Genomic DNA, 13186 nt, shown 5'->3' with positions numbered 1-13186 from the left:
AATTGATATTTGTCAGTTAACTCAGCGTCTGGCTCAGGACAATCCCTATCACGAACAACAGGTTAGTGAGCAATGCGCCTTTTACCGTGCGCTCAAGCATCGGTGGCATGGCTGCCGGGCTGAGCTCACGCATCACAAAGCGGGCCTGTTTAATCAGCAGCGGCGCGGCGAGCACAAACAGCCAGCCCCAGAGACTATGCAGCGAGATCAGGTTGAACAGCGCGAGGCAGAGCAGGGCGCCCATCAGCAGGCAGGCATGATAGCGACGCGCGTTAACCGGCCCCAGACGCACGGCCAGCGTGTTTTTGCCGTTCTCACGGTCGCTGTCGATATCGCGCAGGTTGTTGATATTAAGTACCGCCGTTGCCAGCAGACCGCAGGCGGTGGCGGGCAGGAACAGGGCAGGGATAAGCGTATGCGCCTGTAAGTACCAGCTGCCCATCACGCTCAGCCAGCCAAAAAATACCAGCACGGAAATATCACCCAGGCCGATATAACCGTAAGGGCGCGTGCCGACGGTATAGGTAATGGCGGCGATAATAGCGAGCAGGCCCAGCACCAGAAAACCAATGAAATCACTGGTGGTTTTCGAGGCGACCGTCACCAGCGCCAGGCCGGATAAACAAATCAGTACCACGGTGATAATCAACGCGCGCTTCATCTGTGCCTGCGTAATCACACCTTTCTGCATCCCGCGCAGAGGGCCGATACGGTCAGGCTTATCGCTACCTTTAACCGCATCGCCGTAGTCGTTGGCGAGATTAGAGAGGATCTGCAACAAACCGGCGGTGACCAGCGCCAGCACGGCAACCAGCGGATTGAAATACCCCTGCCACCAGGCAAGGACGGTACCGACGATAATCGCGGCAAAGGCCAGAGGAAGGGTTTTAGGGCGTAGACTTTCGAGCCACGCCTGAGTACGGCTGATATCAGTCATAGTTATTAAGCCAAAAAAATGGGGGCATTAGCCCCCATTAAATGTGATGAGAATGCAGTAACCGCGATTATAGGATAAAACGGCTCAGATCTTCATCTGCCACTAACGCATCCAGGTGTTTACCCACATATTCTGCGTCAATGGTAATGGTTTGACCGTTCAGGTCGCTCGCATCATAAGAGATATCTTCCATCAGGCGTTCCAGCACCGTGTGCAGACGACGCGCACCGATGTTCTCGGTGGTTTCGTTGACCTGCCAGGCCGCCTGGGCGATGCGTTTGATACCGTCTTCGGTGAACTCAATGTTCACGCCTTCGGTCGCCATCAGCGCTTTGTACTGTACGGTCACAGACGCGTTTGGCTCGGTCAGGATACGTTCGAAATCTTCAGTGGTCAGCGCCTGCAGCTCAACGCGGATAGGCAGACGACCCTGCAGTTCCGGGATCAGGTCAGACGGGCTGGCAATCTGGAACGCACCGGATGCGATAAACAGGATGTGGTCCGTTTTGACCATCCCGTGCTTGGTGGAGACGGTGCAGCCTTCAACCAGCGGCAGCAGGTCGCGCTGCACGCCTTCACGGGAGACGTCCGGGCCGGACGCGTTACCGCGCTTACAGATCTTATCGATTTCGTCGATAAACACGATACCGTGCTGCTCAACCGCGTCGATCGCATCCTGCTTCAGCTCTTCCGGGTTCACCAGCTTTGCTGCTTCTTCTTCAATCAGCAGCTTCATCGCATCTTTGATTTTCAGCTTACGCGCTTTCTGTTTCTGACCGCCCAGGTTCTGGAACATGGACTGCAGCTGGCTGGTCATCTCCTCCATGCCAGGAGGTGCCATGATTTCCACACCCATTGGCGCGGCGGCGAGATCGATCTCAATCTCTTTGTCATCCAGCTGGCCTTCGCGCAGCTTTTTGCGGAATGCCTGACGTGCCGCAGACGGTTCAGCCTGCTGTTCAGCCTGGCCCCAGTTGTTTTTCGCCGGCGGGATCAGCACGTCAAGAATACGCTCTTCAGCCATCTCTTCCGCGCGATAGCGGTTTTTCTCGATCGCCTGAACGCGAACCATCTTGATTGCCGAGTCGGTCAGATCGCGGATGATAGAGTCAACTTCTTTACCTACATAGCCCACTTCGGTGAACTTAGTGGCTTCAACTTTGATGAACGGCGCGTTAGCCAGTTTTGCCAGACGGCGCGCGATTTCGGTTTTACCGACACCGGTTGGGCCGATCATCAGAATGTTTTTTGGCGTCACTTCATGGCGCAGCTCTTCGTCGAGCTGCATGCGGCGCCAGCGGTTACGCAGAGCAATAGCCACGGAACGCTTGGCGTTATCCTGGCCGATAATATGTTTGTCCAGTTCGCTGACAATTTCGCGTGGGGTCATTTCAGACATGGGAGATCCTTACGCTTTAGAGGTCAATTCTTCGATGGTGTGGTTGTGGTTGGTATAGATGCAGATATCACCTGCAATATCCAACGCCTTCACAGCGATATCACGCGCATTCATGTCGGTATTCTCCAACAGTGCGCGAGCCGCAGCCTGGGCATAAGGGCCGCCAGAGCCGATGGCAATCAGGTCGTTTTCTGGCTGAATGACGTCACCGTTACCGGTGATGATCAGCGATGCGGTTTCATCGGCCACGGCCAGCAGCGCTTCGAGTTTGCGCAGCATGCGGTCGGTTCGCCAGTCTTTCGCCAGCTCAACGGCGGCTTTCACCAGATGACCCTGGTGCATTTCCAGTTTACGTTCAAACAGTTCAAACAGCGTGAAAGCATCAGCCGTGCCGCCTGCAAAACCGGCGATCACTTTGTCGTTGTATAAACGACGGACTTTTTTCACGTTGCCTTTCATTACGGTATTACCCAGCGTGGCCTGGCCATCACCGGCGATTACCACGTGGCCGTTACGGCGTACACTTACTATTGTTGTCACGAGCAGACCCCCTGGTTACAGAATCGGGAAACAGAAGCCCTGAGCCTGTGCTCAGGGCTGAATAGAAAGATAGATGGGGGGGAATTTGGGGGTTTCAACCCCCGGAAGCAAGTCGGATGCAGTTTGTGTGACCGGCGACTTTCAAACGAGAAATGGTGCCATCGGCATTTTCTTTGCCTTTGACCGGGCCAATCACCACGCGATTCCAGCCGTTATTGGTGGTAATGCGCGAGTCAAATCCTTCAAATGCCAGCTGAGCGCGGACCGTTTCGGCCTGCTCGGCACCTTTGAACGAACCGCACTGCACCATCCAGCGGCGTTCGTCTTTCTTCTCAGCCGTTTGCTTCGGTGCCTCGGTCTCTTTGGTGACCGGCGCGGCCTGCTGTGTTTTCGGCTGCTGCGCGGTGGTATGCGCAGGCGTTTGCAGCAGATCCTGATACGGTTGAGCCGTTTGCTTCTGCGTCTGGGCCTTTGGCTGCTGAGCAGGCTGAGACTGCGCCGTTCGCGTTTGCGGCTGCTGGTACGGCTGTTCCGTCACGCGCGGCTGCGCTTTAGGCTGCTGTACCGGCTGGTTTTGCGTCCACTGCTGCTGTTGTTGCTGCTGAATCTGTGCCTGACGCTGGCGCTGCAGTTGCAGCGTTTGCTGACGCTGCGCCGGCGTTTGTTCATTCCACGGCACTTCATTCAGCTGCGTAGGCTGCTGGCGCATATCGGCCTGCATCTGTGCCAGCAACTGACGCTGTTCGTCCGTTAGCTGATCGGCATTTTTCACCTCGCCACCGGCGGATGGCTCGGTCGGCGCACGCACGCCAGGCTGACGGCTTTCCAGCTCTTTAATATAGCGCCAGCGCTCTTCAGGCTTCGGTGGCAGACCATTTCCAACCACTTTGTTGCCCTGAAGGGCCTCAGCCTCTTCTTTTTTATGGTGCGTGATAAAGTACAGGCCGCCGATGAAGGCCACCAGTACCGCCGCAGCAATAGCGACCATTGCTGGCGAGACAGCAGGCAGGTTACGTTGCTTTTTCTTTGCGCTACTCTTTTTGCGTCGCGAAGGTGCCGGCTGGCCGCGACGTACATAATCTCGTTGTGCCACTATCGTTTCGCTGTATTTATTCGTTCGTCAGTCCGCCATGTTACTTAAGCGGCGGGGCTTTGACCAGATAAGGGTGTCCTAAAGACATTTACTTTAAGTCAATGCCTGGGTAGAACCACGAATAATCAGTTCGCAGTCCAGCAACCTCGATCCGCTGCTAACTGTTTGACCCTGCAACTGATCGAGCAAAAGAAGCATCGCTTCACGGCCAATGTCGTAGCGTGGCTGCGAAACGGTTGAGAGCGGGGGATCGCAAAATTCTGAAAGCGAAATATTATCGAAACCGATAATCGACAAATCTTTCGGTATGCGCAGGCCGCGGCGTTTCGCATACGATAATGCCCCAAGCGCCATCACGTCGCTGTGGCAGAACACTGCGGTAGGCGGCTCAGGCAACGCCAGTAGTTTTTCCAGCGCCTGACCACCGGCTTCGAAGGAAAAATTACCGCGCGCAATGTAGTGCGGATCAACCGTCACGCCGGTTCGGCGAAGCGCCTGAACATAGCCCTGCAGGCGATAGTGACACAGCGGCATCTCTTCCGGGCCGGCAATGCAGCCAATCCGTTTATGCCCCAGCTCCTGCAGGTAATTAACGGCGTTGAACGCGGCGGTCAGGTTATCAATATGCACCGTTGGCAGTTCCAGCTCCGGCGCAAACTCGTTGGCCATCACCATTGGCGGTAAATTGCGCTGCTCTTCAATGCTGGCATCAAACGGCAGGCGCGAACCAAGCAGCAGCATGCCGTCGATCTGCTTGGTGATAATGAGGTCGATAAAGGTTTTTTCCTGCTGATTCTGGTGCGCGCAGTCGCCAATGAGCACCAGATACCCTTGCTCCGCAGCGGTCACTTCGATGCCGCGAATAATTTCGCTGAAGAAGGGATCGCAGATGTCCGGCACAATCACCAGGATGGTCCGCGACTCATTACGTTTAACGTTACGCCCCATCGCCTGTGGGAAATACCCCACTTCCAGCGCGGCCTGTTCTACCCGGTTGCGGGTCGCCTGAGAGACTTTATCCGGGTTCATTAATGCGCGGGACACGGTTGCCGTAGAGACTTGTGCTTTCTGGGCAACGTCTTTCATGGTCGCCGTGGCAACCTCTTTCCTGGACTTCAACGTCTTCTCCTCGCCTGAACACCGAACTTCTGACGCCACCATTTTTACAGATAGTTAATGGAATCGGTTACAGAATTTTCATAAAAAGTGTGAGGGACGTTAAATTTTTCGATCCGGCTTCAGCCTTCGATGGGATCAACGTCAAGCACCCACTTCACTTTGCGCGCTTCTGGCAGGGTGTTGATCAAGGCCAGCGTGCCGCTGACGATGTGCTGTAAACGGATGCGCGAAGGGTGTTGCAGCAAAATCTGCCAGCGAAAACGTCCGCCGCGCTTGGGGGCCAGCGCCGGAACCGGCCCTAAAATCCACAGTTGATTATCAACCAGCGGGCTGGCCTGCAGAAGGTTTCTCAACTGCTGCAGGAAAAGCGGCGCCTGCTGGTTGTTATGATCTTCCGCGCGGATGATCACGTGGCTGGTCCACGGGGGAAGCTGCATGGTCTGGCGTTCAGCCAGCGCCTGCTCGGCAAAGGCGTCATAGCCTTTGTGCAGCAGGGTTTGCAGCAACGGATGCTCAGGATGGTGCGTTTGCAGTACCACTTCGCCCTGTTTCCCGGCGCGTCCCGCGCGTCCGGCCACCTGGGTATAAAGCTGGGCAAAACGCTCGGCTGAGCGGAAATCGGCAGAGAACAGCGCGCCATCGACATCCAGCAGGGCAACCAGCGTCACGTCCGGGAAGTGATGACCTTTAGCCAGCATCTGGGTGCCAATCAGGATGCGCGCGCCACCGCGATGCACTTCTGCCAGCTGCTGTTCCAGCGCCCCTTTACGGCTGGTGGTGTCCCTGTCGATTCGGGAAATGGGCACATCCGGGAAGAACGGCTCCAGGGCCTGTTCCAGCTGTTCAGTGCCCAGACCGACCGGCACGATGTGCGTTGACCCGCACGACGGGCACTGACGCGGCACCGGGCGCTGGCTGTCGCAGTGGTGGCAGCGCAAATGGCGCTGGGCCTGATGGAAGGTGTAGTAGTGGTCGCAGCGCGGGCATTCTGCGATCCAGCCGCAGTCGTGACACAGCAGTGCCGGGGCAAAGCCGCGTCTGTTGAGGAACAAAATAACCTGATTGCCCGCCTGCAAATGCTGACGCATCCGGGTGATAAGGGCAGGTGCTAACCCCGCCTGCACCTGCTGACCTTTCAGGTCCAGCACGTGTTGAATGGCCGGACGCGCATTCCCCGCGCGACGCGTCAGGCGCAGCATATGGTATTTACGCTGACGAACATTATGCAGCGTTTCGAGCGCCGGGGTAGCAGAGCCCAGAATAATGGGGATTTGCTCGCTGTGCGCGCGATAGACGGCCAGATCGCGGGCGTGATACCGCCAACCTTCCTGCTGCTTATAAGAGCTGTCGTGTTCTTCATCAATGACGATGACGCCAAGATTTTTGAACGGTGTAAACAGTGATGAACGGGTGCCAATCACGATCGCCGCTTCGCCGTTTTTCGCTTTCAGCCAGGCGCTGAGGCGTTCGCTGTCATTCAGGCCAGAGTGCAGCACCTCAACCGGCGCATTAAACCGCTCGCGAAAGCGCGCGATGGTTTGCGGCGTCAGGCCAATTTCCGGCACCATCACCAGCGCCTGTTTGCCCTGCGCGAGCACGTTTTCCAGCACACTGAGATAGACTTCTGTCTTGCCGGAACCGGTGACCCCGGCCAGTAGCCAGGCGGAGAAATGGCCGGAGGCACTGTGGATCGCCCCCACGGCGGTGGCCTGCTCGGTGTTCAGGCGCAGGCGATCGCCCGAGACGGAAAATCGCTCCCGCCAGTCATACAGGGCCGGAGCCTCGCTTGCCAGTTCGCTCAGCCCTTTTTTTCGTAGTGCCTGGAGCGCGGTTTCGCTGACTTCCAGCTCATCGACCTGATGGCGCCAGATTTTCCCCTGACGCAGGGCGGCCAGCGCCTGCTGTTGTTTCTGGGAGCGCTTCAGGCTGTTAATGTCCACCGCCTGGCCCTGTTCGGTCGCAAACCAGTACCACATTGGCGCGTGGCTGGCGCGTTTGCCCTGGCGCAGCATAATCGGTAAAGCGTGGAACAGAACATCGCCAATCGGATGATGATAATAATCCGCCGCCCATAGTAGCAGTCGCCAGGTGCTGGTGGAGTAAACGGGCTCGCTGTCGAGCACCTCAACGACCGATTTCAGTTCGTTAAGCGGCAATTCGCTCTTGTCGCTGACGGAGACGACGATCCCTACGCGCTGCTGTTTGCCAAAGGGCACGGTCACGCGACAGCCCGCTTTAACGCTCATGCTGTCGGGCAGCAGATAGTCAAACGTGCGTGGAAGCGGAACGGGCAGGGCAACGTGAGCGACGGGCATCGAATCTTCCTGACTTGAAAAGTGGCGCGTTAGTATACACATTAGTGAAAGCGGCGTGCGGATCAGTTTGCATACGTTGGTCAAATTCTGTATGATTCGCCGCCTTTGGTGTACTTTACGCCAAAGAACTTACATTCAACATCGCGTGGTGTCTGGCGTTAGGGCTGGAAGAGCGACGCGGCCTTAACTGAGGTTCTCCCATGAAAAAAGATATTCACCCGAAATACGAAATGATTACTGCAAACTGCTCTTGCGGTAACTCTATCCAGATCCGCTCTACCGTGGGTCACGATCTGAACCTGGACGTGTGCGGCAAATGCCACCCGTTCTACACTGGTAAGCAGCGTGACGTTGCAACCGGTGGCCGTGTTGACCGCTTCAACAAGCGTTTCAGCATCCCGGGCGCTAAATAAGTTTCCCGAAAAAAAGGCACCGCAAGGTGCCTTTTTTGTATCCGCTTATCAGTATTCCCACGTCTCCGGGTCGATACCCAGTTCACGCATGATCACCTTCGCCTCTTCCGGGATTTCGTCGCTACGCTCTTTGCGCAGGTCGTCATCGTTCGGCAACGGTTGGCCGGTAAACGCATGCAGAAACGCTTCGCACAGCAGTTCGCTGTTGGTTGCGTGGCGCAGGTTGTTCACCTGACGACGCGTACGTTCATCGGTGAGGATCTTCAACACCTTCAGAGGAATGGAAACCGTAATTTTCTTTACTTGCTCACTCTTCTTACCGTGCTCAGCGTATGGGCTGATATATTCGCCGCTCCATTCAGCCATGAGATACCTTTAATCCTCTCAGTCATTAATCTAAAGGTGCAAAACCTGTAACCGTCGGTTTTGAACCGTAAACCTGCGTAGTTTACCGTAGAGACGATACCGTGGCACGGATATTGCCGCTGCAGCGTGCACTAAAGCATATAATTTTAACGGCTATTTGCGCATTGCTCAATCTATACGCAAAGAAGTTTAGATGTCCAGATGTATTGACGTCCATACTTTCAATGTTTACTCTGGTGCCTGACTTTTCACCTAATTAGCCAGGAAGCCTTCACCATGACGCGTAAACAGGCCACCATCGCAGTGCGTAGCGGATTGAATGATGACGAGCAGTACGGCTGTGTTGTCCCGCCGATTCATCTTTCCAGTACCTATAATTTCACCGGATTTAATGAACCCCGTGCGCATGACTACTCGCGTCGTGGCAACCCTACGCGTGATGTTACCCAGCGCGCGCTGGCGGAACTGGAAGGTGGCGCAGGGGCAGTATTAACCAATACCGGCATGTCTGCCATTCATCTGGTGACTACCGTGTTCCTGAAGCCGGGCGATCTGCTGGTTGCGCCGCACGACTGTTACGGCGGCAGCTATCGTCTGTTTGATAGCCTGGCAAAACGCGGTTGTTACCGGGTGTTGTTTGTCGATCAAAATGACGAACAGGCGCTGAAACAGGCGCTGGCAGAGAAGCCGAAGCTGGTGCTGGTGGAAAGTCCAAGCAATCCATTGTTGCGCGTTGTCGATATTGCGAAAATTTGTCAGCTCACAAGGGATGCGGGAGCGATAAGTGTAGTGGATAATACGTTCCTCAGTCCGGCCCTTCAGAACCCACTGGCGCTGGGTGCAGATCTGGTATTGCATTCATGCACTAAATATCTGAATGGCCATTCTGATGTCGTCGCAGGCGTGGTGATTGCAAAAGATCCCGACGTTGTCACTGAACTGGCATGGTGGGCCAATAACATTGGCGTCACCGCCGGGGCCTTCGACAGCTATCTGCTGTTACGCGGGATTCGCACGCTGTCGCCGCGTATGGAGGTGGCGCAGCGCAATGCCCAGGCGATTGTCGATTTCCTGAAAACGCAGCCGCTGGTGAAGAAGCTTTATCACCCGTCGCTGCCTGAAAACCAGGGGCACGAGATTGCCGCGCGTCAGCAGAAAGGGTTTGGCGCGATGTTAAGTTTTGAACTGGACGCTGATGAGCAAACGCTGCGTCGCTTCCTGAGCGGGCTGTCATTGTTTACGCTGGCGGAATCGTTAGGTGGGGTTGAAAGTTTGATCTCCCACGCCGCAACCATGACGCACGCAGGTATGGCACCAGAGGCACGTGCCGCCGCCGGGATTTCTGAGACGCTGCTGCGGATCTCAACCGGTATTGAAGATTCTGAAGATTTAATTGCCGATCTGGAAAATGGCTTCCGGGTCGCAGCCAAGGGGTAATCATGAGTGTGATAGCGCAGGCAGGGGCGAAGGGTCGTCAACTGCACAAGTTTGGTGGTAGTAGTCTTGCTGATGTGAAGTGTTACCTGCGCGTTGCAGGGATCATGACAGAGTATTCACAGCCGGGTGACATGATGGTTGTCTCCGCGGCGGGCAGCACCACCAACCAGCTGATTAGCTGGCTGAAATTGAGCCAGACCGATCGCCTCTCTGCGCATCAGGTGCAACAGTCCTTACGCCGTTACCAGAGCGAGCTGATTGCCGGTTTGCTGCCTGCAGACGTGGCGGATGGGTTGATTAGCGCTTTTACGCATGACCTTGAGCGTCTGGCCGCCCTGCTGGACAGCGGTATTACCGATGCGGTGTACGCCGAAGTGGTGGGGCACGGTGAAGTGTGGTCTGCGCGCCTGATGGCCGCCGTGCTGCAACATCTGGGCGTTGAGGCTGCCTGGCTCGACGCGCGTGATTTCCTGCGTGCCGAACGCGCCGCACAGCCACAGGTGGACGAAGGTCTATCCTACCCGCTGCTGCAACAGTTGCTGGTACAGCATCCGGGTAAACGCATTGTGGTGACCGGCTTTATCAGCCGCAGCAATGCCGGGGAAACCGTGCTGTTGGGGCGTAACGGCTCTGACTACTCGGCGACGCAAATCGGTGCCCTGGCGGGCGTGTCCCGCGTCACCATCTGGAGTGACGTCGCCGGTGTTTACAGCGCTGATCCACGCAAGGTGAAAGACGCCTGCCTGCTGCCGCTGCTGCGCCTGGATGAAGCCAGCGAGCTGGCACGTCTGGCCGCGCCGGTTCTGCACGCGCGTACGCTGCAGCCGGTTTCCGGCAGCGATATCGATTTGCAGTTGCGCTGCAGTTACACCCCGGATCAGGGCTCCACGCGCATCGAACGCGTGCTGGCATCCGGTACGGGGGCGCGTATTGTCACCAGCCACGACGACATCTGCCTGATTGAGTTCCAGGTCCCGGCGGGCCAGGACTTCAAACTGGCGCATAAAGATATCGACACGATCCTCAAACGTGCTCAGGTGCGTCCGCTGGCGGTTGGCGTACATAACGACCGTCAACTGCTGCAGTTCTGCTACACCGCCGAAGTGGCGGACAGCGCGCTAAAAATTTTGGATGAAGCGGGCCTGCCGGGCGAGCTTCGTCTGCGTCAGGGGCTGGCGCTGGTGGCGATGGTGGGCGCGGGCGTCACCCGTAACCCACTGCACTGCCACCGCTTCTGGCAACAGCTGAAAGGGCAACCGGTTGAATTTACCTGGCAGTCGGAAGAGGGCATCAGCCTCGTTGCCGTCCTGCGTAAAGGGCCAACTGAGAGCCTGATTCAGGGTCTGCATACCTCTCTGTTCCGTGCGGAAAAACGCATCGGCCTGGTGTTGTTCGGTAAAGGCAACATCGGTTCTCGCTGGCTGGAGCTGTTCGCGCGCGAGCAGGTCACGCTCTCAGCACGTACCGGCTTTGAATTTATCCTCGCCGGGGTGGTGGACAGCCGCCGCAGTCTGTTGAACTACGAGGGGCTGGATGCCAGCCGCGCACTTGCCTTCTTTAATGATGAAGCGGTTGAACAGGACGAAGAGTCGCTGTTCCTGTGGATGCGCGCGCACCCGTATGACGATCTGGTGGTGCTGGACGTTACTGCCAGCGAACAGCTTGCCGATCAGTATCTTGATTTCGCCAGCCACGGTTTCCACGTCATCAGTGCGAACAAACTGGCGGGGGCAAGCAGCACCGATAAGTACCGTCAGATCCACGACGCGTTCGAAAAAACCGGTCGTCACTGGCTCTATAACGCCACCGTAGGCGCGGGTCTGCCGGTTAACCATACCGTGCGCGATCTGATTGAAAGCGGCGACAGCATTCTGGCGCTGAGCGGTATTTTCTCCGGTACGCTCTCCTGGCTGTTCCTGCAGTTTGATGGCACCGTACCGTTCACTGACCTGGTGGATCAGGCGTGGCAGCAGGGGCTAACCGAACCCGATCCCCGCGTCGATCTCTCCGGTAAAGATGTGATGCGTAAGCTGGTGATCCTGGCGCGTGAAGCCGGTTATGACATTGAACCCGGCGCTGTTCGCGTCGAGTCGCTGGTGCCGGCAGGCTGCGAGGAAGGATCCATTGACCACTTCTTTGAAAACGGTGATGAACTGAACGAGCAGATGCTGCAACGTCTGGAAGCCGCAAACGAGATGGGGCTGGTGCTGCGCTATGTGGCGCGTTTCGAGGCCAACGGTAAAGCGCGTGTGGGGGTTGAGGCGGTGCGTCCTGAACATCCTCTGGCGGCGCTGCTGCCGTGCGATAACGTCTTTGCAATCGAAAGCCGCTGGTACCGCGATAACCCACTGGTGATCCGTGGCCCGGGTGCAGGGCGCGATGTCACCGCCGGGGCGATCCAGTCGGACATCAATCGTCTCGCTAAGTTGCTGTAATCCCGCGTGTTCCCTCTCCCGGTGGGAGAGGGCCAGGGTGAGGGCAACCAACCGCACTCACCCCATCATGAATTTCCTTCATCTTCCCTGAGCATTCCTCACCGTTATTGTTGATTATTTCTGTTGACGTCACTCCGCTTTTCCGTCATTTTTACATCTGGACGTCTAAACGTATAGAAGTTCACAACACAACAAACAACGACACGCGAAAGATAGAGGTAAGGTATGAGCTTTTTTCACGCCAACCAGCGGGAAGCCCTGAATCAGAGCCTGGCCGAAGTAAACGGCCAGATTAACGTCTCTTTTGAATTTTTCCCGCCGCGCACCAGTGAAATGGAGCAAACCCTCTGGAGCTCTATCGATCGCCTGAGCAGCCTGAAACCGAAATTTGTCTCCGTGACCTACGGCGCGAACTCCGGCGAGCGTGACCGTACGCACAGCATTATTAAAGGCATTAAAGACAGAACCGGTCTGGAAGCGGCGCCGCATCTGACCTGTATCGACGCCACCGGTGACGAGCTGCGTGCTATCGCCCAGGATTACTGGAATAACGGGATTCGTCATATCGTCGCCCTGCGCGGCGACCTGCCGCCGGGTAGCGGTAAGCCGGAAATGTATGCGGCGGATCTGGTCGCGCTGCTGAAAGACGTTGCCGATTTTGATATCTCCGTGGCGGCGTACCCGGAAGTGCATCCGGAAGCGAAAAGCGCTCAGGCCGACCTCCTTAACCTGAAGCGTAAAGTGGATGCCGGTGCGAACCGGGCCATTACTCAGTTCTTCTTTGATGTGGAAAGCTACCTGCGCTTCCGTGACCGCTGCGTTTCTGCGGGTATCGACGTGGAAATCATCCCGGGTATTCTGCCGGTCTCTAACTTCAAACAGGCGAAGAAATTTGCCGATATGACCAACGTACGCATTCCGCTGTGGATGTCCAAAATGTACGAAGGGCTGGACGATGATCCGGAAACGCGCAAGCTGGTGGGTGCCAATATCGCAATGGACATGGTGAAAATTTTAAGTCGGGAAGGGGTAAAAGATTTCCACTTCTACACGCTGAACCGCGCGGAAATGAGCTACGCCATTTGTCATACGCTCGGTGTTCGCCCGGCGTAATAAACATCAAGCCCTCCTG

The 13186-nt window shown here is 56.5% G+C and carries 11 protein-coding genes; 4 read left to right on the top strand and 7 right to left on the bottom strand.

Features of this window, described 5'->3' with window-relative positions:
- Window positions 1–16 precede the first annotated feature (16 nt).
- The 6 genes from menA to priA all read right to left on the bottom strand — a co-directional run bounded on the left by menA (window position 17) and on the right by priA (window position 7403).
- A complete protein-coding gene (gene menA, locus PUZ33_RS13685; RefSeq protein ID WP_013099314.1) occupies window positions 17–937 on the bottom strand; it encodes a 1,4-dihydroxy-2-naphthoate polyprenyltransferase in 921 nt (306 codons plus the stop codon).
- A gap of 67 nt (window positions 938–1004) precedes the next feature.
- The gene (gene hslU / locus PUZ33_RS13680) at window positions 1005–2336 is read right to left on the bottom strand and encodes an HslU--HslV peptidase ATPase subunit (RefSeq protein ID WP_013099313.1); all 1332 of its coding nucleotides are present in this window, start codon (window positions 2334–2336) and stop codon (window positions 1005–1007) included.
- A 9-nt stretch (window positions 2337–2345) separates the two neighbouring features.
- On the bottom strand, window positions 2346–2876 hold the full coding sequence (hslV, locus tag PUZ33_RS13675) for an ATP-dependent protease subunit HslV (protein ID WP_008501802.1): 531 nt from the start codon (window positions 2874–2876) through the stop codon (window positions 2346–2348).
- Between the two features lie 94 nt (window positions 2877–2970).
- Window positions 2971–3969, bottom strand: coding sequence for a cell division protein FtsN (gene ftsN, locus PUZ33_RS13670; RefSeq protein WP_045294665.1), 999 nt, complete (start codon window positions 3967–3969; stop codon window positions 2971–2973).
- A gap of 93 nt (window positions 3970–4062) precedes the next feature.
- Window positions 4063–5088, bottom strand: coding sequence for a DNA-binding transcriptional regulator CytR (gene cytR, locus PUZ33_RS13665; RefSeq protein WP_013099311.1), 1026 nt, complete (start codon window positions 5086–5088; stop codon window positions 4063–4065).
- 119 nt (window positions 5089–5207) lie between these two features.
- On the bottom strand, window positions 5208–7403 hold the full coding sequence (priA, locus tag PUZ33_RS13660) for a primosomal protein N' (protein WP_058680507.1): 2196 nt from the start codon (window positions 7401–7403) through the stop codon (window positions 5208–5210).
- 200 nt (window positions 7404–7603) lie between these two features.
- Between priA and rpmE the strand changes: the two genes are divergently transcribed.
- The gene (rpmE, locus tag PUZ33_RS13655) at window positions 7604–7816 is read left to right on the top strand and encodes a 50S ribosomal protein L31 (RefSeq protein WP_003862040.1); all 213 of its coding nucleotides are present in this window, start codon (window positions 7604–7606) and stop codon (window positions 7814–7816) included.
- A gap of 48 nt (window positions 7817–7864) precedes the next feature.
- Here the strand turns inward: rpmE and metJ are convergent, their stop codons facing one another.
- Window positions 7865–8182, bottom strand: a complete 318-nt coding sequence (gene metJ, locus PUZ33_RS13650; RefSeq protein ID WP_003862042.1) for a met regulon transcriptional regulator MetJ — start codon at window positions 8180–8182, stop codon at window positions 7865–7867.
- 276 nt (window positions 8183–8458) lie between these two features.
- Between metJ and metB the strand changes: the two genes are divergently transcribed.
- The 3 genes from metB (at window position 8459) to metF (ending at window position 13167) form a co-directional block, all read left to right on the top strand.
- Window positions 8459–9619 (top strand): cystathionine gamma-synthase, encoded by a 1161-nt coding sequence (metB, locus tag PUZ33_RS13645; protein WP_058680508.1) that lies wholly within the window; start codon window positions 8459–8461, stop codon window positions 9617–9619.
- Between the two features lie 2 nt (window positions 9620–9621).
- The gene (locus tag PUZ33_RS13640) at window positions 9622–12054 is read left to right on the top strand and encodes a bifunctional aspartate kinase/homoserine dehydrogenase II (RefSeq protein WP_038420815.1); all 2433 of its coding nucleotides are present in this window, start codon (window positions 9622–9624) and stop codon (window positions 12052–12054) included.
- A gap of 225 nt (window positions 12055–12279) precedes the next feature.
- Complete coding sequence (gene metF / locus PUZ33_RS13635; protein ID WP_013099307.1) at window positions 12280–13167, top strand: methylenetetrahydrofolate reductase; 888 nt, start codon at window positions 12280–12282, stop codon at window positions 13165–13167.
- The last annotated feature ends 19 nt before the right edge of the window (window positions 13168–13186 follow it).

This window comes from Enterobacter cloacae complex sp. 2022EL-00981 (assembly GCF_028737495.1).
Lineage (GTDB): Bacteria > Pseudomonadota > Gammaproteobacteria > Enterobacterales > Enterobacteriaceae > Enterobacter > Enterobacter cloacae.
The sequence above is the reverse complement of the archived record's forward strand: the minus strand, read 5'-3'. Positions and strand labels throughout refer to the sequence as shown.

Excerpts from the sequence above, each read along its gene's own strand:
- metJ (WP_003862042.1), bottom strand. The coding sequence starts at position 8,182 with ATGGCTGAATGGAGCGGCGAATATATCAGCCCATACGCTGAGCACGGT.
- metF (WP_013099307.1), top strand. The coding sequence starts at position 12,280 with ATGAGCTTTTTTCACGCCAACCAGCGGGAAGCCCTGAATCAGAGCCTG.
- rpmE (WP_003862040.1), top strand. The coding sequence starts at position 7,604 with ATGAAAAAAGATATTCACCCGAAATACGAAATGATTACTGCAAACTGC.
- hslU (WP_013099313.1), bottom strand. The coding sequence starts at position 2,336 with ATGTCTGAAATGACCCCACGCGAAATTGTCAGCGAACTGGACAAACAT.
- PUZ33_RS13640 (WP_038420815.1), top strand. The coding sequence starts at position 9,622 with ATGAGTGTGATAGCGCAGGCAGGGGCGAAGGGTCGTCAACTGCACAAG.
- menA (WP_013099314.1), bottom strand. The coding sequence starts at position 937 with ATGACTGATATCAGCCGTACTCAGGCGTGGCTCGAAAGTCTACGCCCT.
- priA (WP_058680507.1), bottom strand. The coding sequence starts at position 7,403 with ATGCCCGTCGCTCACGTTGCCCTGCCCGTTCCGCTTCCACGCACGTTT.
- metB (WP_058680508.1), top strand. The coding sequence starts at position 8,459 with ATGACGCGTAAACAGGCCACCATCGCAGTGCGTAGCGGATTGAATGAT.